Annotated in this window: 12 protein-coding genes, 3 pseudogenes and 2 CRISPR repeat arrays; of the genes and pseudogenes, 11 read left to right on the top strand and 4 right to left on the bottom strand. The window is 38.2% G+C overall.

Annotated features, from left to right (window positions below; genetic code table 11):
- Positions 1-389 precede the first annotated feature (389 nt).
- The 5 genes from N1I86_RS03760 to N1I86_RS03740 all read left to right on the top strand — a co-directional run bounded on the left by N1I86_RS03760 (position 390) and on the right by N1I86_RS03740 (position 6067).
- A protein-coding gene (locus N1I86_RS03760) for an IS630-like element ISBs2 family transposase (RefSeq protein ID WP_076611651.1) occupies positions 390-1435 on the top strand; the annotation gives its coding sequence in 2 pieces (ribosomal slippage) (positions 390-893 and positions 896-1435; 1044 coding nt in all).
- A 184-nt stretch (positions 1436-1619) separates the two neighbouring features.
- Positions 1620-2057 carry an Rrf2 family transcriptional regulator gene (locus N1I86_RS03755; RefSeq protein ID WP_048622943.1) on the top strand — a complete coding sequence of 146 codons (438 nt, stop codon included), beginning with the start codon at positions 1620-1622 and terminating at the stop codon, positions 2055-2057.
- A 101-nt stretch (positions 2058-2158) separates the two neighbouring features.
- Complete coding sequence (locus N1I86_RS03750) at positions 2159-2797, top strand: NAD(P)-dependent oxidoreductase (RefSeq protein WP_341095037.1); 639 nt, start codon at positions 2159-2161, stop codon at positions 2795-2797.
- Positions 2798-3368: 571 nt separating this feature from the next.
- Entirely contained in the window at positions 3369-4496 is a 1128-nt protein-coding gene (locus N1I86_RS03745; protein ID WP_341095036.1) for an ABC transporter ATP-binding protein, read from the top strand.
- Positions 4493-6067 (top strand): glycine betaine ABC transporter substrate-binding protein, encoded by a 1575-nt coding sequence (locus N1I86_RS03740; RefSeq protein ID WP_341095034.1) that lies wholly within the window; start codon positions 4493-4495, stop codon positions 6065-6067. Before N1I86_RS03745 ends, N1I86_RS03740 begins: the two co-directional genes overlap by 4 nt.
- Positions 6068-6188: 121 nt before the next feature.
- On the opposite strand, the pseudogene N1I86_RS03735 reads toward N1I86_RS03740, so the two are convergent.
- Positions 6189-7353: pseudogene (locus tag N1I86_RS03735) on the bottom strand (cytochrome P450).
- 500 nt (positions 7354-7853) lie between these two features.
- Complete coding sequence (locus N1I86_RS03730; protein WP_341095032.1) at positions 7854-9110, bottom strand: MFS transporter; 1257 nt, start codon at positions 9108-9110, stop codon at positions 7854-7856.
- Positions 9111-9634: 524 nt separating this feature from the next.
- On the opposite strand from N1I86_RS03730, the gene N1I86_RS03725 reads away from it, so the two are divergent.
- The 5 genes and pseudogenes from N1I86_RS03725 (at position 9635) to N1I86_RS03705 (ending at position 18581) form a co-directional block, all read left to right on the top strand.
- Positions 9635-10680 (top strand): IS630-like element ISBs2 family transposase gene (locus N1I86_RS03725; RefSeq protein WP_076611651.1). Its coding sequence is split into 2 segments (ribosomal slippage): positions 9635-10138 and positions 10141-10680, totalling 1044 coding nucleotides; the frame shifts between segments, so codons are not numbered across the junction.
- Between the two features lie 297 nt (positions 10681-10977).
- Positions 10978-14244: a type II CRISPR RNA-guided endonuclease Cas9 gene (gene cas9, locus N1I86_RS03720; protein ID WP_341095030.1), complete on the top strand. Its 3267-nt coding sequence runs from the start codon at positions 10978-10980 to the stop codon at positions 14242-14244.
- The gene (gene cas1 / locus N1I86_RS03715; RefSeq protein WP_341095027.1) at positions 14174-15073 is read left to right on the top strand and encodes a type II CRISPR-associated endonuclease Cas1; all 900 of its coding nucleotides are present in this window, start codon (positions 14174-14176) and stop codon (positions 15071-15073) included. Before cas9 ends, cas1 begins: the two co-directional genes overlap by 71 nt.
- Entirely contained in the window at positions 15066-15386 is a 321-nt protein-coding gene (gene cas2 / locus N1I86_RS03710; protein ID WP_341095025.1) for a CRISPR-associated endonuclease Cas2, read from the top strand. The genes cas1 and cas2 overlap by 8 nt, the downstream gene beginning before the upstream one ends.
- Before the next feature lie 100 nt (positions 15387-15486).
- A CRISPR array of direct repeats spans positions 15487-17237; the repeat unit is 36 nt; unit sequence ATCATATCACAGCAATAATCTTAGGGGAACTATGAC.
- A gap of 141 nt (positions 17238-17378) precedes the next feature.
- Positions 17379-18581, top strand: a pseudogene (locus N1I86_RS03705) (transposase).
- 163 nt (positions 18582-18744) lie between these two features.
- Positions 18745-19045: a CRISPR direct-repeat array (repeat unit 37 nt; unit sequence ATCATATCACAGCAATAATCTTAGGGGAACTATGACT).
- Positions 19046-19118: 73 nt separating this feature from the next.
- On the opposite strand, the gene N1I86_RS03700 reads toward N1I86_RS03705, so the two are convergent.
- A complete protein-coding gene (locus N1I86_RS03700; RefSeq protein ID WP_341095024.1) occupies positions 19119-19967 on the bottom strand; it encodes a metallophosphoesterase in 849 nt (282 codons plus the stop codon).
- A gap of 163 nt (positions 19968-20130) precedes the next feature.
- Here N1I86_RS03700 and N1I86_RS03695 point away from each other — a divergent pair, with 163 nt between their 5' ends.
- Positions 20131-20994 (top strand): MGDG synthase family glycosyltransferase, encoded by an 864-nt coding sequence (locus tag N1I86_RS03695; protein ID WP_341095022.1) that lies wholly within the window; start codon positions 20131-20133, stop codon positions 20992-20994.
- Between the two features lie 46 nt (positions 20995-21040).
- On the opposite strand, the pseudogene pdxR reads toward N1I86_RS03695, so the two are convergent.
- A pseudogene (gene pdxR / locus N1I86_RS03690) lies at positions 21041-22479 on the bottom strand (MocR-like pyridoxine biosynthesis transcription factor PdxR).
- Positions 22480-22554 lie beyond the last annotated feature (75 nt).

The raw sequence follows: 22554 nt of genomic DNA, 5'->3' as shown, positions 1-22554 counted from the left end.
ATTTGATCTATGTTAAAACAAAAGTATATTCCATCTTTCAGCATTGACGAGATTGTTGACGAAAATAGTCAGCAATCTTCATTTTTGCACAGAAACTACGAATTTCAAAAAATGGAAAAAGCAACTTTTAATACTATTATCGATCGTAGATTGTCAGCCTTGACAGGATAGGGGGCGCTGTTTTGAGACCAAACGGAATGGCGAACTGTCAGACCGTTATGGCCCCAACGATTCTGGCGCTTTCCTTTGTGTTGATATTGTCCAAAAGGTAGCGTTTTTTATAAAATGTGATCCGCATTCTTTTCTCATTTATATAAATTGAAATAAAGGTTTTCTCCCGTTCCACGGCGAATAAATACAAAGAGAAAATAGGGGAACGGAGAGAAAATATGATGCCAAATCACAAAGACGAGATCGAAAAGTTGTCCACTGCCATGAAAGAAGCAAAAAGTAAACGAGCATATGAACGCTACCAAGCGATTTATCTTCATTTGCAGGGATATACCAAAGGAGAAATCGCAACGATTATTGGTCGATCCAAGAAAACTATTTATAACTATATTCATGCCTACGCCCAGCGCGGTCTTGATGGACTGGAGATGAAATACTCACCTGGCGCCCCACGTCGATTGACCCCTGAGCAGGAAAAAGAGCTGGCTTTGATCATTGAACATCAGCTCCCCGTAGATGTGGGATTCGAAGCAAAATATAATTGGACGCTTGCGATAATCGCTGAACTCATTCAACAAAAGTGGGGGCCAACATACACGCTTCGCGGAACAAGTGACATTCTGCATCGGTTAGGGCTAAGCTATACGAAACCGACCTATACACTAGCCAATGCCGATGAAGAGAAACAAAAAGAATTCGTCGAAATCACCTTCCCTGAAGTAAAAAAAAACTGGTAGATGGGAACATCGCCCATGTCCTCTTTCAAGATGAGTCGATGATTCGTGATTACCAAGCGATTCAAAAAACATGGTTTGTCAAAGGAAAACAACGAATCATTCCGACGTTTGGAAAACATCAAGGGCTGAAGCTGATTGGCACGTTGAACTACGAAACAGGGGAAGTGTTTTGCATCGAAGAAGAATGCTATGACGCGGAAACATTTCTTCGATTTCTTCAACTTGTGTTAGAACGCTATCCCACAGGCAAAATAGTGATGATTTTAGATAACGCTCGAATTCACCATGCCAAACTCATTCAGCCATTTTTAAAAGAACACGAAGATCGGTTAGAGCTCGTCTTTTTGCCACCATACAGTCCGCAATTGAACTTGATTGAAGGGCTATGGAAATGGCTGAAATCAGACGTGATTTACAACGTGTTCTATTCGAGTGTGCAAGAAATTAGAAAGAATGTCCAAGCCTTTATTCAGCGAATCAACCAGAAACCAGAACAAACGATCGATCGTTTGTGTGTTCAGTTGTAAATCTTTAATTCAACTTATATAGATGGTATTTTTTAGTGTGAAGTACGGAATCAAAGTGAAGGGGCTTTTTTGGAAATGTTTATTGTTCATAATGAAAAATTTATCTTTATATGAATAAACCAATTAATTGACACAATCGACATGTTGTATTTATAATGGTTACAACGACGATGGAGGGACAATCATGAAGAGAATCAGCAGCCGGTTTTCAGTGGCGGTGCACATCTTGTTGTTGGTGCATCGGTATCCTATGCTTACTTCTGAAGAAATTGCGGGCAGTGTGAATACAAATCCAGCTTTCATCCGAAAAATCCAATCGAAATTAAAAAAAGCGGGATTGATTGATGTGCGGCCCGGTGTGGGTGGCACTTATCTTTTAAAGGATGTCGATGACATTACGTTGCTGGATGTTTATCATGCTGTTGAGGTAGTAGAACAGAATGAACTGTTTCATTTTCACGAACATCCTAATCCGAATTGTGAAGTCGGAGCGCATGTGGAATCGGTTTTTCGTTCCCATGTAAGGAAAGCCCAATTAGCCATGGAAAAAGAACTGGCACGAACCACTTTAAAGGAATTAACGGAAGAACTGGGGAAAAAAATTAGCGCTGATTCATGCTAATTTTTTTAATTAAGTTGTATCCAAATTGTTTACATCTAAAGTTTGACCTTCATCGTTGGAATAAAGAAAAACAAAAAAACGACTTGAAAGGAGAAAATATAATGAAAATTGGTATTATTGGGTCAGCTGGAAAAGCAGGGAACCTTATTTTGAAAGAAGCTTTAAATCGAGGCCATGATGTGACAGCCATTGTTAGAAATGCATCGAAAGTAAAAGAAAATGTGAAAATCATTGAAAAAGATCTTTTTGATCTTACTACAGACGATTTGAAAGCATATGATGTCGTTGTCAATGCATTTGCTGCACCCATTGGACAAGAACATCTTTATATTGATGCAACCAACGCTTTGATTGAAGTTTTGAAAAACGCTCCGAATACAAGATTAATAGTGATCGGCGGCGCAGGCAGCTTATATGTAGATGAAGAAAAAACCACTCCATTATACAAAACTCCTGATTTCCCGGACTTTATTTATCCTACTGCTGAAAACGCAGCGAAAAGTTTGGAAATTTTGCAGCAAACGGATTCTATTAAATGGACGTTTATCAGCCCGGCTGCTGAATTTGACTATGAAGGGAAAAGAACAGGCAGCTATCAAAAAGGAAAAGATCATTTGATTTTCAATTCCAAAGGAAAAAGTTATGTAAGTTATGCTGATTTTGCCATTGCGCTTGTAGATGAAATTGAAAATCCGCAACATATCAATGAAAGATTTACGGTAGTTTCGGAATCTGAATAATCAGGGTTAATGTTTGCATTTGAAATAAGAAGTTTGGAAATAGACAATCGATCATCATTAAAGAGTCTGTCCCAACAAAGGACAGGCGCCTATTTGCATTTCTTCCCTCGATGCTCATCAATCAAGCTCAGCACCAATTCTTCAAGAGAAGCATACAAATGCAAAAAATAGGTGGAAGAATGGGCAGACCACAAGCAAATGACAATGGACAGTGAATGAAAGCGGGAGAATGGCCGCAAATGGCGACTGGTGGTGCTATTACTGTTTTGTTTTTTAATCCCGATCAAGAAAGTCCGCTGTGATGATTCTTCATTGTCTTAAATAGGTTCCCCTATTCATTGCAAGTGCCCTTGTCATTCAGACCACTCCAATTCCAATCTCGATGATGTTGATTTGATCAAAAATTTGAAATAGGCGCTCTTTCGAAAAAGATTCATGACAATTTCATACATGCGGACCATACGAATGTCGAAAAATAATAGCAACTGGTTTTCGTGAATGGGGGAACAGCAAAAAATTTGTCGTTTAATCTACCTGTTAGAAGGGTATAGAAAAAGGGGAGGTGTTGTTGTTGATTGTATTTAAGAATGTGACAAAGAAGTATGAGGACGGTTTTGTCGCCATTAAAAACCTTAACTTGACCGTTCATGACCACGAATTGTTTGTGTTGATTGGTCCTAGCGGCGGCGGGAAAACGACGACGATGAAAATGATGAATCGTTTGATTGAGCCTACAAGCGGTGAGATTTTCATCAATGGCGAAAACATTGCAAAGAAAAATCCGGTGAAGCTGAGGAGAAATATTGGCTATGTCATTCAGCAAATCGGATTAATGCCGCATATGACCATTCGCGAAAATGTAGCTCTCGTTCCAAAGCTAAAAAAATGGGACGAAAAACGCTACATGAAAAAAGTGGATGAATTAATTGAAATGGTTGGTTTAGATCCTAAGGAAGTGGGGGACCGTTATCCGGATGAATTATCGGGCGGGCAGCAACAAAGAATTGGTGTAATACGGGCATTGGCTGCCGATCCTGAAGTGATTTTAATGGATGAACCGTTCAGCGCCCTCGATCCAATCAGTCGTGAACAATTGCAAGAGGAGCTGACCAGACTTCAGCAAGAATTAAAAAAAACGATTGTCTTTGTGACTCACGACATGGATGAAGCGATCAAAATCGGGGATCGCATCTGTCTCATGAAAGATGGAGAAATTGTTCAATTAGATCGGCCGGAGGTCATTTTACGCCACCCTGCCAATGAATTTGTCCGCCAATTTATTGGAGAGGAACGTTTGCAAGATGCCTCTAATATACCTGATTTAGAAGAATTGATGATTCCGCCCATTACAGCTTATCCGACAAGAGGATTAGCGGAAGCGTTAAAATATATGCGCAACAAACGGGTAGACCATTTGGTGATAGTCGATCGATACAATCAATATTACGGCGTCGTGAATATTTGGGATATGAGAAAAGCTTATAAAGATGAACAATTGCATCTTATTGATATCGTTCAGAAGGACTTTCCTACTTTGAAAACCAGCGATTCTCCAGAAAAAGCACTGCAAATGGTGAACGAATCCAAAACGGGATTTGTGCCTGTTTTAGATGAAAAAAATAAAGTGAAAGGGATCATAAATCGCTCAAGCATTGTCAGTTATGTTGTCAGTCAATTGGCGATGGATAAAGGAGAGTGATTTACATTTATAATCTATGGAAAGAAACAGTCAATGTATTTTCGAATAAATGGAATGAGATTGGAAAACTGTTGTTTGAGCATATCTATTTGTCGTTTGTGGCGATTGCGATTGCCATTGTCATAGCGGTACCGCTTGGGATTTATTTAACGAGACACAAGAAATTAGCAGATCCCATTATTGGCATAGCTTCAGCCGTTCAAACCATACCAAGTCTAGCTTTGTTAGTATTTTTAGTTCCTTTTATTGGAACGGGAAAGCTGCCCGCCATTGTGGCATTAACGATATATGGGCTTCTTCCCATTCTTCGCAATACGTATTTAGGAATATTAGGTGTAGATCGCAGCACCGTTGAAGCTGGTATTGGTATGGGAATGACCAATAGACAAGTATTATGGATCGTGGAATTGCCGTTAGCACTGAATGTCATTATGGGAGGAATCCGTACAGCGTCCGTATTGGTTATCGGAGTGGCAACGATGGCCGGTTTAATTGGTGCTGGTGGATTAGGCGATTTCATCTTTAGAGGACTGCAAACCTATAATTCAGCCCTTATTTTGGCAGGTGCCATTCCTTCAGCTATTCTTGCGATTGTTTTTGACCAAATTTTGAAGCGAATTGAAAATTGGGCGAAACCGGGAACAAGAAGAAAAAAATGGCCCAGAAGTGTTCAGATTTCTTTACTTTCCGCTATAATCCTTGCGATAGCAGGCATTTCAGGATATGGAATTTATCAATCAAAACAGAGAGAAAATACGATTGTCATTACGGGGAAAAGCTTCACAGAACAAGAAATTTTAGTCCATATATATGGTAAATTAATTGAAGATCGTACGAAACTACATGTTCAGTACCAATCTTTTCTTAGCGGAACGGTGCCGGTATTTGAAGGAATGCGAAAGGGCGATTATGATTTAGCTGTTGAATACACTGGAACTGGTTTGATGAACATCCTAAAAGAAAAAATCCATACAACAGATCCAAATGAAGTCTATCATCATGTAAAACAACAGTATGAGAAAAAGTATCATTTAATCTGGTTAAAACCAATTGGATTTAATAATACGTATTCACTTACCATTCGCAATGAGGATGCGAAAAAATGGAATGTAAAAACCATTTCGGATCTTGCGAAAAAAGCACCCCAATTAACTCTTGCTTCCGATCCTGAATTTTTAGAACGAAAAGATGGATATCCTGGTTTACAAAAGAAATATGGAATTCATTTTAAGAAAACGTCGACGATGGATCCGGGAATTATGTATAGTGCATTAAAAAATCATAAAGTAGATGTGATTGATGCCTATACAACAGACGGACGCATACCAGCTTTCCATTTATATGTGCTAAAAGACGATAAGCATCAATTTCCTCCTTATAATGCAGCACCGGTTATACGCGAAGAAGTGCTGAAAAAACATCCGGAATTGGAAAAAGTGATTAATTTACTTGCAGGAAAGATCACAAATGAAAAAATGCAGCAGTTAAATGCAGAAGTCGATTTGAAAAAGAAAGATTATGATGACGTGGCTGAACAATTTTTAAAGGAGGAGGGGTTAATTCAAAAGTAATCCTCTTAATGAGAAAAAATGTAGAGAGGAATGAAAATGGGGCCCTCTCATAAGTCGGTTAAACCGGCTTATGAGAGGGCCTTTTAAGTTGATTCACAACTGGATAAAAAATGCTATAAAATTAGAGACTAAATTGTATTGGGAAGCTTTTCACGCCAAATACAAATGGACTTTGAATGGGTTCAAGTTCTGTATGTTTTGCTAGTTCTAGTTTAGAGAAAGTGGTTAATAATACTGAAAGAGCAACTTTTGCTTCCAGTCGAGCTAAAGGAGCGCCTAAACAAAAATGGATGCCATATCCAAAACCTAAATGTGGATTTGGGTGGCGTTCCAGCATAAAACGATCCGGTTGTTCAAACTTTTGCTCATCCCGATTAGCTGCCGCTACCCAGCTAATCACTTGAGATCCCTTGCGAATCGTATGGCCTCCAATTTCGACATCTGCCGTCGCAGTACGTCCAATTGCTTGGATTGGAGGATAGAATCGAAGAGTTTCTTCAATTAAGTTGGGAACCAAAGAAAGATTTTTTTCGGACTGTTTCTTGAGTATTTGTATCTTCTACCATATATCGAACAGCATTCACAATGAGATTCGTTGTCGTTTCATTACCCGCGACTAATAATAAAATACAGAATCCGAGCAACTCTTCTTCCTTTAGTCTTTCTCCGTCCACTTCTGCTGCCAATAATAAAGAAATTAAATCATCTTTTGGGCTTCTTTGTCGCTCCTGTATGATTTCTTTAAAATAGTCATTCAGAAACTTGGCTCCTTCACGTCTTCTTTTCATCATCATATTGAAGGCCTCGTTCGAATCATCCTCGGCTCCAGACACAAGAATATCAGAATAGTTTTTAAAAAGTTCCCTATCTTTTGCCGGAACTCCCAATAATTCCGCAATGATAATGACGGGAAGCGGAGCGGCAAAATCATGAATCATTTCCAATGTTTCTTTTTCCTTTGCTTGGTCCAACAGGGAGGTTGTAACGTCCTGAATTCGTTGAGAGAGCTCGTTGACAGCTTTGGGAGTAAACGTTTTATTAATAAGATTTCTCATTTTTGTATGTTTGGGAGGATCCATTATCAATATACTGTTTCTTTTGTCGCCGATCCCACGATTAGATGAAAATAATGTTGGATTTTTTAAGATGAAAAGAACATCTTCGTATCGAAATACATCCCAACATTCTCGAATGGGGTCATATCTTACCGGTGTTTTTTTTTTTCGCAAAGTGTTATAAATAGTAAAAGGAAACAACTGATCTTGTACAGATTGAATCTCTTTCATAGGAATCAGATTTGCGTAACGTTTTGTTTCGTAGGAGTTTTTTTTGCAGTGGCTATGATTTCATCTCCTTTAATTTTTATCGGGAATATTCGCTAGTAATGTTTTCCTTTTTTTACCATAACATTCTAAAAAATTACTATCAACAGAAATATTATGCAAAAAATGTCAATCAATCAAAATGCCTAAAAATTTGATTTTGATCCATATCTCCTATTGGTTTTTTTGAATACCATGGTGGAGGTTGGTTCCATTTGCATAACGTTTATGGCGCTTTTTTGCGTTCCAACTAAAATCTATCAAGTTGAACTACTATAAATATAGTTAGTACATATGACAGCCAATAAAGGAAGGAAAAAGAGGATTTACTTGAAATGTAATATAGAAGTTGAGGGATTTTAAAAACGAAAGATATATAATGGAACTTTTATTCAGCGGTATGAAGGAATGAATATAATCTCATCTTAATCGTCGTAGTTTTACTTACGTGCTTCTTGGTTTCTTCAATTGGAAACATTGGTATCAGGAACGCGGGCAAGAATGATCATGCCAATGATGAAGAGAATAACAAGGCTAAACACACCTGCATTGGTGTTTCCTGTGAGCTGTGCTGTGAAACTGACTAATAATGGACCTAAAATAGAAGCAAACTTTCCGAAGATGTTATAAAATCCGAAAAATTCATTGGCGTTCTTTTTGGGAACAAGCTTCGCAAAATATGAGCGACTTAACGATTGAATGCCTCCTTGAGAGCTCGCAACAAGCATCGCTAATATCCAGAAGTCCAACGTTGTTTTTAAGAAGTAGGCATAGATGCAAACGATGATATAGACGAAAATGCCTGCATAAAGCATCTTTTTCTCTGTGAATTTTTCGGCCAATCTCCCGAACAGAATGGCAAACGGAGCAGCAACGACTTGGGTGACAAACAAAATCACTAACAGATCGGAAGAACGGATGCCTAAATCCGTTCCATACGCTGTGGACATCGTAATGACGGTACCGACACCGTCAATATAGAAAAAATACGCGAGTAAGAATAAAAACAGAGTGCGGTACTTTTTGATTTCTTTTAGTGTTTTCAGAAGCCGTTTAAAGCTCTCTGCAATGGGATTCGCTTCACGTTGAATATAAAAGCGCTGCCGGACGTTTCGAAACATCGGTATGGTGAATAATCCCCACCAGATGGCGGTCATAAGGAAGGCTATTTTGCTTGCAGATGCGGTGGAAAGCGGAATTATTTTACTTTGAGCTAAAATAATGATCGCGATGCTTACGATAAACGGGATTGTGCTGCCGATATAGCCAAAGCTAAAGCCGCGAGCAGATACACGATTCATGCGTTTATCTGTGGTTACGTCGACAAGAAAAGCATCATAAAACACAGTGGCCCCGTTCGATCCGATGGCAGACATGGTATAAATGATTAACAAGATAAGCCATTGATCACTTGGGATAAAAGCCAATAAAGCCGTAAAGGATACACCTAGGGCAAAAAAGAACGCAAAAAACCGTTTCTTCAATCCTTGATAATCGGCAATGGTCCCTAAAATAGGCCCTAACATGGCTAAAATAAAGGTGAAAATGGAGATGGTATAGCCTAAGTAAGCCGTAGAATCAGCAGCGCTGACCCCGGCATTTTGGGCAGCCGCTTTATAATATAAAGGAAAGACAGCTGTCGTAATGATAAGAGAATAAGCAGAGCTTGCCCAATCATAGAAAACCCAGCTGTTCTCTTCTGTTGTAAACTTTTTCATCATTTTGCCCCCCAAGTAAGCCCTACCTATCTCACATTTTACTTAAAAATTCGTTTGAAAAGACATAAGATTTAAAATTTAACATTCTTTACAAAAAAATAAATTTTTTAAGTTGGGATTCTCCTGTGTTGCTGACAAAATGTAAAAAAAACTCCAATGTAAATGTTATCAATGGAATATAATTCTAACCTTTGAGATGTGATTATTGCCTTAAAGTGTGGAGATGTCAATGTTGTTCCAGGAATATACAGTAAAAAAACAGATTTCTCTAAAACATACTTATTTAATGGAGCTATCTACCTCCAGAATGAAAAAGAGAATGTGCCGAAAGTAGTTATGTTATGGCGGTAAGAAAAAGAAATACGGAACTCTTAAATTTTTTGAATGATATGATATTAAAATTTCGAGAAACAGGTAAGATTCAAAAAAATATCTAGGAAACCGAAACTATATAAATTGAAATAAAGGTTTTCTCCCGTTCCACGGCGAATAAATACAAAGAGAAAATAGGGGAACGGAGAGAAAATATGATGCCAAATCACAAAGACGAGATCGAAAAGTTGTCCACTGCCATGAAAGAAGCAAAAAGTAAACGAGCATATGAACGCTACCAAGCGATTTATCTTCATTTGCAGGGATATACCAAAGGAGAAATCGCAACGATTATTGGTCGATCCAAGAAAACTATTTATAACTATATTCATGCCTACGCCCAGCGCGGTCTTGATGGACTGGAGATGAAATACTCACCTGGCGCCCCACGTCGATTGACCCCTGAGCAGGAAAAAGAGCTGGCTTTGATCATTGAACATCAGCTCCCCGTAGATGTGGGATTCGAAGCAAAATATAATTGGACGCTTGCGATAATCGCTGAACTCATTCAACAAAAGTGGGGGCCAACATACACGCTTCGCGGAACAAGTGACATTCTGCATCGGTTAGGGCTAAGCTATACGAAACCGACCTATACACTAGCCAATGCCGATGAAGAGAAACAAAAAGAATTCGTCGAAATCACCTTCCCTGAAGTAAAAAAAAACTGGTAGATGGGAACATCGCCCATGTCCTCTTTCAAGATGAGTCGATGATTCGTGATTACCAAGCGATTCAAAAAACATGGTTTGTCAAAGGAAAACAACGAATCATTCCGACGTTTGGAAAACATCAAGGGCTGAAGCTGATTGGCACGTTGAACTACGAAACAGGGGAAGTGTTTTGCATCGAAGAAGAATGCTATGACGCGGAAACATTTCTTCGATTTCTTCAACTTGTGTTAGAACGCTATCCCACAGGCAAAATAGTGATGATTTTAGATAACGCTCGAATTCACCATGCCAAACTCATTCAGCCATTTTTAAAAGAACACGAAGATCGGTTAGAGCTCGTCTTTTTGCCACCATACAGTCCGCAATTGAACTTGATTGAAGGGCTATGGAAATGGCTGAAATCAGACGTGATTTACAACGTGTTCTATTCGAGTGTGCAAGAAATTAGAAAGAATGTCCAAGCCTTTATTCAGCGAATCAACCAGAAACCAGAACAAACGATCGATCGTTTGTGTGTTCAGTTGTAAATCTTTAATTCAACTTATATAGAACTAATAACCCATAAAAATAGAAAAATTTAAACTTTATTATTGAATTTTCCAATTAAATGATTTACTATGAAATTAAGATCATATCACAGCAATGATCTTAGGGTTACTATGATAAGGGCTTTCTACTTTAGGGGTAGAGATGTCCCGCGGCGTTGGGGATCGCCTATTGCCCTTAAAGGGCACTCCCCATTTTAATTTCTATGCAAACCTAGACCTTAGCGAAAGTGCTGAGGTCTTTTTTATTTCATCATTTTAAAGGGAGAGGGAATTTCTATGAATTATAAAATGGGTCTAGACATTGGGATCGCATCCGTCGGCTGGGCAGTGATTAACCTTGACCTGAAAAGAATTGAAGATTTAGGAGTTCGTATTTTCGATAAAGCTGAGCACCCTCAAAATGGGGAATCATTAGCGCTCCCTCGCCGTATTGCCCGTTCTGCAAGACGGCGCCTTCGCCGTAGAAAACATCGGCTCGAGCGCATTCGCCGCCTGCTCGTTAGCGAAAACGTTTTAACAAAAGAAGAGATGAATTTACTATTTAAACAAAAAAAGCAAATAGATGTATGGCAGTTACGCGTCGATGCATTGGAACGAAAACTAAATAATGATGAACTTGCACGCGTGCTCCTGCACTTAGCGAAACGAAGAGGATTTAAATCCAATCGAAAAAGTGAGCGCAACAGTAAAGAAAGCAGTGAATTTCTTAAAAATATAGAAGAAAATCAGAGCATTTTGGCACAATATCGCTCAGTAGGTGAAATGATTGTGAAAGACAGCAAATTTGCTTATCATAAACGCAACAAGTTGGATAGTTATTCAAATATGATTGCTAGAGATGACCTTGAACGGGAAATCAAACTCATTTTTGAAAAACAGCGGGAATTTAACAATCCTGTTTGCACTGAAAGATTGGAGGAAAAGTATTTAAACATATGGTCGTCGCAAAGACCTTTTGCTTCTAAAGAGGATATTGAAAAGAAAGTGGGATTTTGTACATTTGAACCAAAAGAAAAGCGTGCTCCAAAAGCAACGTATACATTCCAATCTTTTATTGTTTGGGAACATATCAACAAATTGCGTTTAGTTTCTCCAGACGAAACAAGAGCTTTGACAGAAATAGAGCGCAACCTTTTGTATAAACAGGCCTTTTCGAAAAATAAAATGACTTACTATGATATCCGTAAGTTGCTGAATCTATCTGACGATATACATTTTAAAGGACTTCTTTACGATCCGAAGAGTTCTTTAAAGCAAATTGAAAACATTCGTTTTTTAGAGCTGGATTCTTATCATAAAATTCGTAAATGTATTGAGAATGTTTACGGGAAAGATGGCATACGGATGTTTAACGAAACCGATATTGATACATTTGGTTATGCGCTCACAATCTTTAAAGATGACGAAGATATTGTTGCATACTTACAAAACGAATATATAACAAAAAATGGGAAAAGAGTGAGCAATCTTGCTAATAAAGTATATGATAAGTCGCTAATTGATGAACTTCTTAATTTATCTTTTTCAAAATTTGCTCACCTTTCCATGAAAGCAATTCGAAACATACTGCCTTACATGGAACAAGGGGAAATTTATTCAAAAGCATGTGAATTAGCAGGATACAATTTCACTGGACCTAAGAAAAAAGAAAAGGCTTTATTATTACCTGTTATTCCAAACATTGCAAACCCTGTCGTAATGAGAGCTTTGACACAATCACGTAAAGTTGTTAATGCGATCATTAAAAAATATGGTTCACCTGTGTCGATTCATATTGAACTGGCCAGAGATTTGTCTCATTCGTTCGATGAGAGAAAAAAGATACAAAAAGATCAAACGGAAAATCGAAAGAAAAACGAAACAGCAATTAAACAACTTATAGAATACGAATTAACAAAAAATCCGACTGGTTTAGATATTGTCAAATTTAAACTTTGGAGCGAACAGCAAGGAAGAAGTATGTATTCACTTAACCCCATTGAACTTGAGCGTTTGTTAGAACCGGGCTATGTTGAAGTTGATCATATTTTACCATACAGCCGAAGTTTAGATGACAGTTACGCTAATAAAGTGCTTGTTCTAACAAAAGAAAATCGTGAAAAAGGAAATCACACCCCTGTTGAGTATTTGGGGCTAGGATCAGAACGGTGGATTAAATTTGAAACGTTTGTTTTGACCAATAACCAATTTTCTAAAAGGAAGAAACAAAATTTGCTACGTCTACGATATGAAGAAACGGAAGAAAAAGAGTTCAAAGAGCGAAATTTAAATGATACAAGATACATCTCTAAATTTTTTGCCAACTTTATTAAAGAGCATTTAAAGTTTGCTGATGGGGATGGTGGACAAAAAGTATATACAATAAATGGGAAAATTACAGCGCACCTGCGCAGCCGCTGGGACTTTAACAAAAATCGTGAAGAGTCGGATTTGCACCATGCTGTTGATGCTGTTATCGTTGCTTGCGCTACTCAAGGGATGATTAAAAAAATAACGGAATTTTATAAAGCTAGAGAACAAAATAAGGAGAGCGCAAAGAAAAAAGAGCCTATCTTCCCGCAACCTTGGCCGCATTTTGCTGATGAATTAAAAGCGAGACTATCAAAATTTCCGCAAGAAAGTATAGAAGCTTTTGCACTTGGAAATTATGATAGAAAGAAACTCGAATCGTTGCGTCCGGTTTTTGTATCACGAATGCCAAAAAGAAGTGTAACTGGAGCAGCTCACCAGGAAACGTTACGTAGATGTGTGGGTATTGATGAACAGAGCGGCAAGATTCAGACAGCTGTCAAAACAAAATTATCTGATATTAAGCTCGATAAAGATGGCCATTTCCCTATGTATCAAAAGGAAAGCGATCCACGCACTTACGAGGCAATTCGTCAGCGGCTTCTTGAACACAACAACGATCCGAAAAAAGCATTTCAAGAACCATTGTATAAGCCAAAGAAGAACGGGGAGCCTGGTCCGGTAATTCGAACCGTGAAAATTATTGATACGAAAAACAAAGTCGTTCATCTAAATGGAAGCAAAACGGTTGCCTACAACAGCAACATCGTTCGTACGGATGTATTTGAAAAAGACGGAAAATATTACTGCGTCCCAGTTTATACAATGGATATTATGAAAGGCACTCTTCCCAACAAGGCTATTGAAGCAAATAAACCTTATTCCGAATGGAAAGAAATGACCGAAGAGTACACATTTCAGTTTAGTCTTTTTCCAAACGATCTAGTAAGAATCGTACTTCCAAGAGAAAAAACGATCAAAACCTCGACCAACGAGGAAATAATCATCAAAGACATTTTCGCTTACTATAAAACAATAGATTCCGCAACTGGAGGATTAGAATTAATCAGCCACGATAGAAATTTTTCTTTAAGAGGCGTCGGTTCAAAAACCCTCAAACGATTCGAGAAATATCAAGTGGATGTACTTGGAAACATCCATAAGGTGAAAGGGGAAAAGAGGGTTGGGTTGGCGGCACCTACTAATCAGAAGAAAGGGAAAACTGTCGATTCGTTACAATCAGTTAGTGATTGAGCAAGAAGAAAAAGTGGCGATTCCGTTAGAGGATATATGCTCGATTATGATTGAAGAACCTGCGGTAACTATTACATCCGTCGCATTAAGTAAAATGGCTGAATACAACATTGCTTTAATTACATGTGACAAAAAACGCCTGCCGAACGGGGTATTACAACCGTTTCAAAAACATTCTAGACAGTTAAGCGTGTTGCATATGCAGTACGCTTATTCCAAACCATTCAAAAAACGCATATGGCAACAAATCGTTATTCAAAAATTGGTCAACCAAGGAAAATGCCTAGAATTGCTAAACAAAGAGGGAGCAGAAGAACTGTACCGCATCAGTAAGACCGTCGATTCAGGAGATATGAATAACCGCGAAGCATATGGAGCCAAAAAGTATTTTCACTACTTATTTGGCGATCAATTTACCCGCAGAAGCGATAATACGATCAATACTGCATTAAATTACGGATATGCGATCATGCGGGGAATCGTCGCAAGATCGCTGGTCAATTACGGTTTCTTTCCCTGCTTAGGGATTTACCATGATAATGATTTAAATAAGTTTAACCTTGCAGATGATTTTATGGAAGTTCTGCGTCCTCTTGTCGATCTATATGTTGCACAAAAAATCAATATTGATGACGAATTTTCTCCGGAAATTAGAGCAGACTTATATAATTTAGCAAATGCGGATATATTAATAAATAACGAAAAACTTACGGTAGTCAATGCTGTGGAAGAAATGGCCAAAAGCTTTGTCACGGCCAGTAAAAGTCAAAATCCTTCATTTTTAAAACTTCCTGAACTGCTCCCTATTCAATTACACGTGTATGAGTAAATTCATGAGATTGCTCGTGTTTTTTGATTTACCAGTTGTTACGAATAGGGAGAAGCGTGAATATAGACGCTTTCGTACATTTTTGTTAAATGAAGGATACGACATGTTACAGTATTCCGTGTACAGCCGCATTTGCAACGGACATGAAGCAGCCGACAAACACTTGGCAAGATTGAAAAGAAACCTACCTCATCAAGGATCTATACGGGCAATGATGATAACAGAAAAACAATATGCAAAAATGCAATTACTATTAGGAGGACCTACTCAAAAAGAAAAAGTATTGGCTTCAACACAGCTTACACTTTTTTAAAAAAAGAAATACATTTACCCAATTATTGACCTTTACTCCTTATTTTTTTCGAATGAAAAAAGCCTGTAGTCCTTGAGATTACAGGCTTTTTCGATCACGTATCATATCACAGCAATAATCTTAGGGGAACTATGACGTCCATTCTGTGTGAATTTTATTTTGTTTTATCATATCACAGCAATAATCTTAGGGGAACTATGACTTTAAGATATAATCATTTGATGTGCTTTGAATCATATCACAGCAATAATCTTAGGGGAACTATGACAATTGTGAGACACATCATGACAGGGATTTGATCATATCACAGCAATAATCTTAGGGGAACTATGACTTTTTTGGCGGGAAAAAACCAACGATTTTTATCATATCACAGCAATAATCTTAGGGGAACTATGACTCAGTATACACAGTTTAACACGAAAAGAGAATCATATCACAGCAATAATCTTAGGGGAACTATGACTATCCGGTAAGAGTAACTGTGGTAAACGGAATCATATCACAGCAATAATCTTAGGGGAACTATGACTTTCACGATCATTTTCCATGGTCACTTCTGATCATATCACAGCAATAATCTTAGGGGAACTATGACAGGATTTGTGATATATAAAATCGTCAAAATATCATATCACAGCAATAATCTTAGGGGAACTATGACTTTTGTGAAGGTTTCACTATCCTTAAATTGATCATATCACAGCAATAATCTTAGGGGAACTATGACCAATAAATGCACTTGCAAGAACATCTTTAGATCATATCACAGCAATAATCTTAGGGGAACTATGACATATTCAGTGACCCAAGGTGAGCAGCCAAAATCATATCACAGCAATAATCTTAGGGGAACTATGACTGATCAAGTTGGGTAAAGCCACACGAATTAATCATATCACAGCAATAATCTTAGGGGAACTATGACTATCTACACGATTGCCACAGGATTTACTTAATCATATCACAGCAATAATCTTAGGGGAACTATGACGGAATCGGAACATGAATAAAAAAGAAGTGTATCATATCACAGCAATAATCTTAGGGGAACTATGACGTTTTGGCGACAGATGTCTTTTAATTCAGAATCATATCACAGCAATAATCTTAGGGGAACTATGACGTATCCGTTGTTTCTACTCGAACATCTATGATCATATCACAGCAATAATCTTAGGGGAACTATGACCGTTATTAAGTGAATAAATGTATAATGTTTATCATATCACAGCAATAATCTTAGGGGAACTATGACATTACTGTGACAGAAGGTTAAACGGAATGAATCATATCACAGCAATAATCTTAGGGGAACTATGACTTATCTGTTGCTTTATGAAAGTTTACCTTAATCATATCACAGCAATAATCTTAGGGGAACTATGACGTCCATTCTGTGTGAATTTTATTTTGTTTTATCATATCACAGCAATAATCTTAGGGGAACTATGACTTTAAGATATAATCATTTGATGTGCTTTGAATCATATCACAGCAATAATCTTAGGGGAACTATGACAATTGTGAGACACATCATGACAGGGATTTGATCATATCACAGCAATAATCTTAGGGGAACTATGACTTTTTTGGCGGGAAAAAACCAACGATTTTTATCATATCACAGCAATAATCTTAGGGGAACTATGACTTTTTTGGCGGGAAAAAACCAACGATTTTTATCATATCACAGCAATAATCTTAGGGGAACTATGACACTAGAACCGTCAATAAACTCATGGAAAAATCATATCACAGCAATAATCTTAGGGGAACTATGACATAAACGTGTGGATTTATACAGTGGCTCTTATCATATCACAGCAATAATCTTAGGGGAACTATGACGTACTCATTGAAATGAGCATTTTGCATATTTTTTGACCCAAGAGCCATAAGGATTTCAAAGACACAAAAAAGGACTTCACCCCTAAAATGTAGAATTTTTGAAGTGACGAAAGCACAAAAATTCAAAAGGAGGAAGTCACTTTGTATATTCTACAAGAAAGCCTATTTTCCTTTGAAGAACTGCAAAAATTAGAGTCAAAAGAGAAATTACCTATCTTTTTTAGCTCGCTTGATTTACGCCCTTATGCTAAACAGTTGAGAAGTTCTTCACCCCGAGGGGCTGACGGTCATTCCAGAGAAGGGATTCTAAGGGCTCTCATCGCTGCCCCACTCGAAGGCATCGACACCTTTACCGCCCTTCATCATCGATTGGATAAAGACCTTCGTTTCCGTTATCAATGCGGTTTATCGATTGATCGCCCCGCACCGTCTATCTCCACTCTCAGCCGGGTTTTTGCGGCACTTACCAAAAAAAAGCTGGCTGAAAAGATCTTCCTTGACTTGGTACAGTTAGCTCAGGAGGAAGGAATAATTGACGGCAGCCACCAGGCCATCGACAGTGCCGCCATTGATGCCTATGAAAAGAAACAGCCCAAAAAGCGTAGTGAACAAACGGGTAATGCCAATTGGGGCGCAAAATATGATTCCTTCGGCAATAAAATTACCTGGTTTGGCTATAAGATGCATCTTTCAGTCGATACCGCAAGCGAACTGCCAATGGCCATAAAAGTAACCCCTGCCCATGTGAACGATGGAGAAGTCGCACCAGAATGAATAGAGCAAGTGGCAGAGCGTACCAAATCCAAAATTGAATTTCTGATCATGGATGGCGGATATGACCAACTAAAAAACTATGAATCAGCCAAAAACATTGGAGCGCAAGCCATTATCCCGCTCAATTTGCGCAACGAAAAAGAGCCTCCTGAAGGGATTTCTTCCAATGGAACTCCGCGTTGTTCCATGGGTTATGAAATGACTTATTGGGGAGCTGATAAGGACCAGCTCAAGTTCAGATGTCCTCACGCAACCGGCAAAGTGGATTGCCCATTAGGAATGGCAGCCTGTTCATCTTCCAACTATGGAATGGTGGTAAAAGTCGACATCAAAAAGGATGTGCGCCGATATTCCAATCCGCACCGTGATACAAAACGTTGGAAAGAGCTTTACAACGAGAGGACAAGTGTAGAACGCTGTAATTCAAGAATGAAAAGCTACCTTACGGCGAACTCCCTACATGTATGGGGAATTGAAAAAGTAAAGACCCATATTTACCTGAACGCTATTGTATTACTTGTTTCAGCGCTAGCGATGGCAAAGGAAAATAAAGGGAAGAAAGCCGCTTAAAAAAATTCAATGTGAAAAATTCTGTAGGTATGCCCGAAAACAAGATTATTGTAATATTTTGTAAAATAACATGCTGGTAGCTATTTGTCGAGTGCTTTATTTTTTATACTTTTATCCAAAAAATCTAATTTTGCAAAATGCTCAAATAAATACGACGTTTTCCATCATATCACAGCAATAATCTTAGGGGAACTATGACTGTAGATGTTCATCAATATCCCGCCTCCTGATCATATCACAGCAATAATCTTAGGGGAACTATGACTTATGGTTTAAATTACGTTGCAAGTTTAGTATCATATCACAGCAATAATCTTAGGGGAACTATGACTTGGACGGAAGCCTGGCGAGTTTAAAGTTGATCATATCACAGCAATAATCTTAGGGGAACTATGACTTTACCTTATGCTTATCAGCTGCCAGAAGAATCATATCACAGCAATAATCTTAGGGGAACTATGACTGCAGGGCTGCATAGTAAAGCTGAGCGCATATCATATCACAGCAATAATCTTAACCTTATGTTAACAGTCCGGCTTATATGGCAGGTAAAGTCTCGGTTTTTACGGATGAAAGGGAGAATCGATGCAATGTGATTTCCGGCCTGCTTCCAATCCGGAGATTTACTCCTGTTTGGCCAAGTCCTTCATTGATATAAAAAGGTTTTCCTTCATATAGGTGTAAGCCTTTTATCATGTTCATCCTGGCCAATTTCCCCATTTTCAATAGATGATAGGCTTTAGGATAACAGATTTGTCCGCCATGGAAATGGCCGGCCAATAAATAGTCAAAATGGAATTTTTTCATATGAAGGACAATATTGGGGTCATGAGTTAACACCAGGTTTATTCCGTCAGGCAAGTTTGTATAAGAAGAGACCAGATTGCTGCGTCTGGTACAGAAATCATCAATCCCAATAATATTGACCGTTTTTCCGTTTACGATGATCTGTTTGTGATCGTTTTGAAGAACGATGACGTCGTATTGTTCAAGAGTATGGACAAGCTGCTGTAAATCATTTTCCTTCAAAATATAATCGTGATTCCCCAACACAGCGTACATTCCGTATTTTGCCTTTAATTGACGAAGGGATTCTAAATATGGACCAAGCTTTGGGATGGTTCGCTTGCGGTCGAGGAAATCTCCCGTTAATGCAATCAGGTCGATTTTTTCATCCTTTAACGTTTCATATAGCTCATCTGGGGGAATGGAGATATTTTCAAGATGAAGATCTGAAAGCTGCAAGATATTTAAAACTTGTGAATCTCCATAATCATGTTTTTCGCCGATCACAATTTTATTAAACACAACATCTTTCGTATTTTTATATGCCCGCTGAATCAACCAATAGAGAAAAAAAACTATTCCGAAAAAAATAAATTTCAAAATTGTCACCCCCGCTCTTTCATTATACAGAGAAATAACTTCATTTCTCATGGGTAATTGATGGAACAATTGACATGGAGGTTTTTAACAAAAAACAGGAAAAGAAAAAAGCAGGTATATTATGAGACTATTAGAGGTGTGATATGGAACGACGGAAAAAATCTTGTTTTTGCCATTTTTGCAAATTCCATCAGGTCATTATCAAGCTGCTAAAGCATTGATTGAAGGGATGGAAGAAAAACAGCCTCCTATCCATTTTGAGGTAGCCGATATTCTTTCTTACAGCTACGGGAAAATAGAATGTCTAGTTTCCGGAACATATCTGAAATGGATTAAAGCCTTCCCTGATCTTTACGGCAGGATATACCGCAACAATGTGTATAACAACCTATCCGAAAACCAACGCTTCCGACTTTACGAACGATTATTTTTAAAACAAATGAGAAGACTTTTAGTGGAAAAACAGCCTGATCTCATAGTCTGCACCCATGCTCTTCCGTCTTATCTGTTAAATTCTTTAAAAGAAAAAGGAGAAATATCGATCCCTATTATTAATGTTTATACAGATTATTTTATTCATCATGTTTGGGGAATACGGCATATTGACTATCACTTTGCACCTACATACGAAACTAAAGAATTTTTGAAGCAAAAAGGAGTAAAAGAAAACCGGATTTTTCTCACAGGCATTCCCACACATCCTAAAATTTTAAAACCACGAGAACAAAAAAGCTTTGAACCACCGTTACGTTTATCCATTCTCATTACAGGCGGAAGTTTGGGCGTCGGACCAATAGAAGATTTAATTTCCAAGATTAAAGGTGACAACAAATTTCATTTTTATATATTGTGCGGTACAAATAAACGATTGTTTCAAAAAATCCAAAAGCTGCGTAAAAACAACATTACCCCCTTAGAGTATATTCAATCCAGAGAGCAAATGAACGATTTGTACGACAAAGCGGATGCCATTATCACGAAACCCGGCGGTGTAACGGTGAGTGAATGCCTTTTGAACCATCAGTGAAGGACGAAAATAAACCTTCACTGATGGAAGTTTCCCTTCAAAGCATCTACATCAATGTCTTCAGTGCTTTCGCAAACTGCTGAATTCCTTCTGTAATGGAATCTGTATTGACACGACCGTAAGTGAACCTTATATATCTACGATGAGAGCCTAGTGTATTTCCAGGGTGAAAACCATTCCGTTTTTCACGGCTTGTTGAAATAATACTTTTTCATCTATTTGTTCATTTTGTATTTTGCACCATAAATGAATGCCTCTCTTTGGAATGAGAAAATAGATGTTGTCGTTTAATTCTTTCTGCAATGACTCAATGGTTAAATCTCTTTTTTTCTTCAATTCTATCTTCAAGTTCTCAATATGTTCATTGAAATGCTCAGATCGTAATAGATTAGCGGCAATCCATTGCGGTAAATTCGGCTGTCCAAAATCCATTTGTTGTTTAACGTCCGTTAGTCGGTTAATGACATTTTGCGGCCCTAAAATCCATCCAATTCGAAGTCCTGATGCGACGATTTTGGCTAAAGAACTAACATAAAGAACGAGGCCTTCTTGATCCATGGATTTCAATGTAGGTGCGGGAGGTTGATGATAGCCGAGAAGGCTGTATGGATCATCTTCGACAATGGCGATTCCATATTTCGTGCATATATCCATCACTTTCTTCCTTTTATCGAGGTCTAAGGAAACACCAGTCGGATTGTGATAAGTAGGATTTAAAAATAACATTTTGAGACGATGCTTTTTGTGTATAGCAATGATCTGTTCAGGATCGATTCCATTCTTATGAACTGGAATAAAATGGGTGTTGAGCCCTTTAGAATGAAAAATAGGTAATGAATAAGCATAGGAAGGATCTTCGATTGCCACCGAATCTCCGGGATGGAGCAGTCCGCGGATAATAAGATGAATGGCTTGCTGAGCTCCTGATGTAATTAGAATGGAAGAAGGGGTGGATTCAATTTGACGGTATGGTTTCAGATGATCGGAAATGGCTTCGCGCAGTTGGAGATTTCCCTGAACATTTTCATAGCCTAAAAAATCGTTTTTGAACAGGGTGTCAGAAATGCTCTGCATCAATTTTGCAGGCCATAAATCGGCGCTTAATTCTCCGATCGCAAAATTGATCAGTCGATCATCGGAACCTATATAGCGGTAAATTTGCTGGTTTAAAGGATTATTTGGTTGATCAAAACCTTCTTTTACATATTGATCCCAATTTGGCACTCGACCGTGCCCGTTTTTCCATACTTTTTTATTCACAACTGTTCCGTATCCTACAATACGCTTGACAAGACCGGTCGAACGCAGCTCTTCAAAAGCAGCATTCACGGTGCTTCTGTTCACATTGAGTTGATGTGCTAATTCTCGTTCAGAAGGCAATCGGCTGTCCGGTGGAAACTCTCCGTTGATAATTCTGGATTCTAAATAATTGGCAATTTGCTTATACAATGGCAGTTTGTTTAATTTATTCGGTCTCCATGCCATTGCAAAACCTCCTGTTACAAGCCATTCTGTTTTTGTGTAATATTATTTAACATTATAAACCGAGAAAAAAGCAAC

The sequence above is a fragment of the Bacillus sp. FSL W8-0116 genome (genome assembly GCF_038003825.1).
Taxonomy (GTDB): domain Bacteria; phylum Bacillota; class Bacilli; order Bacillales; family DSM-4216; genus Bacillus_O; species Bacillus_O smithii.
This window is presented reverse-complemented; position numbering and strand designations above follow the sequence as displayed.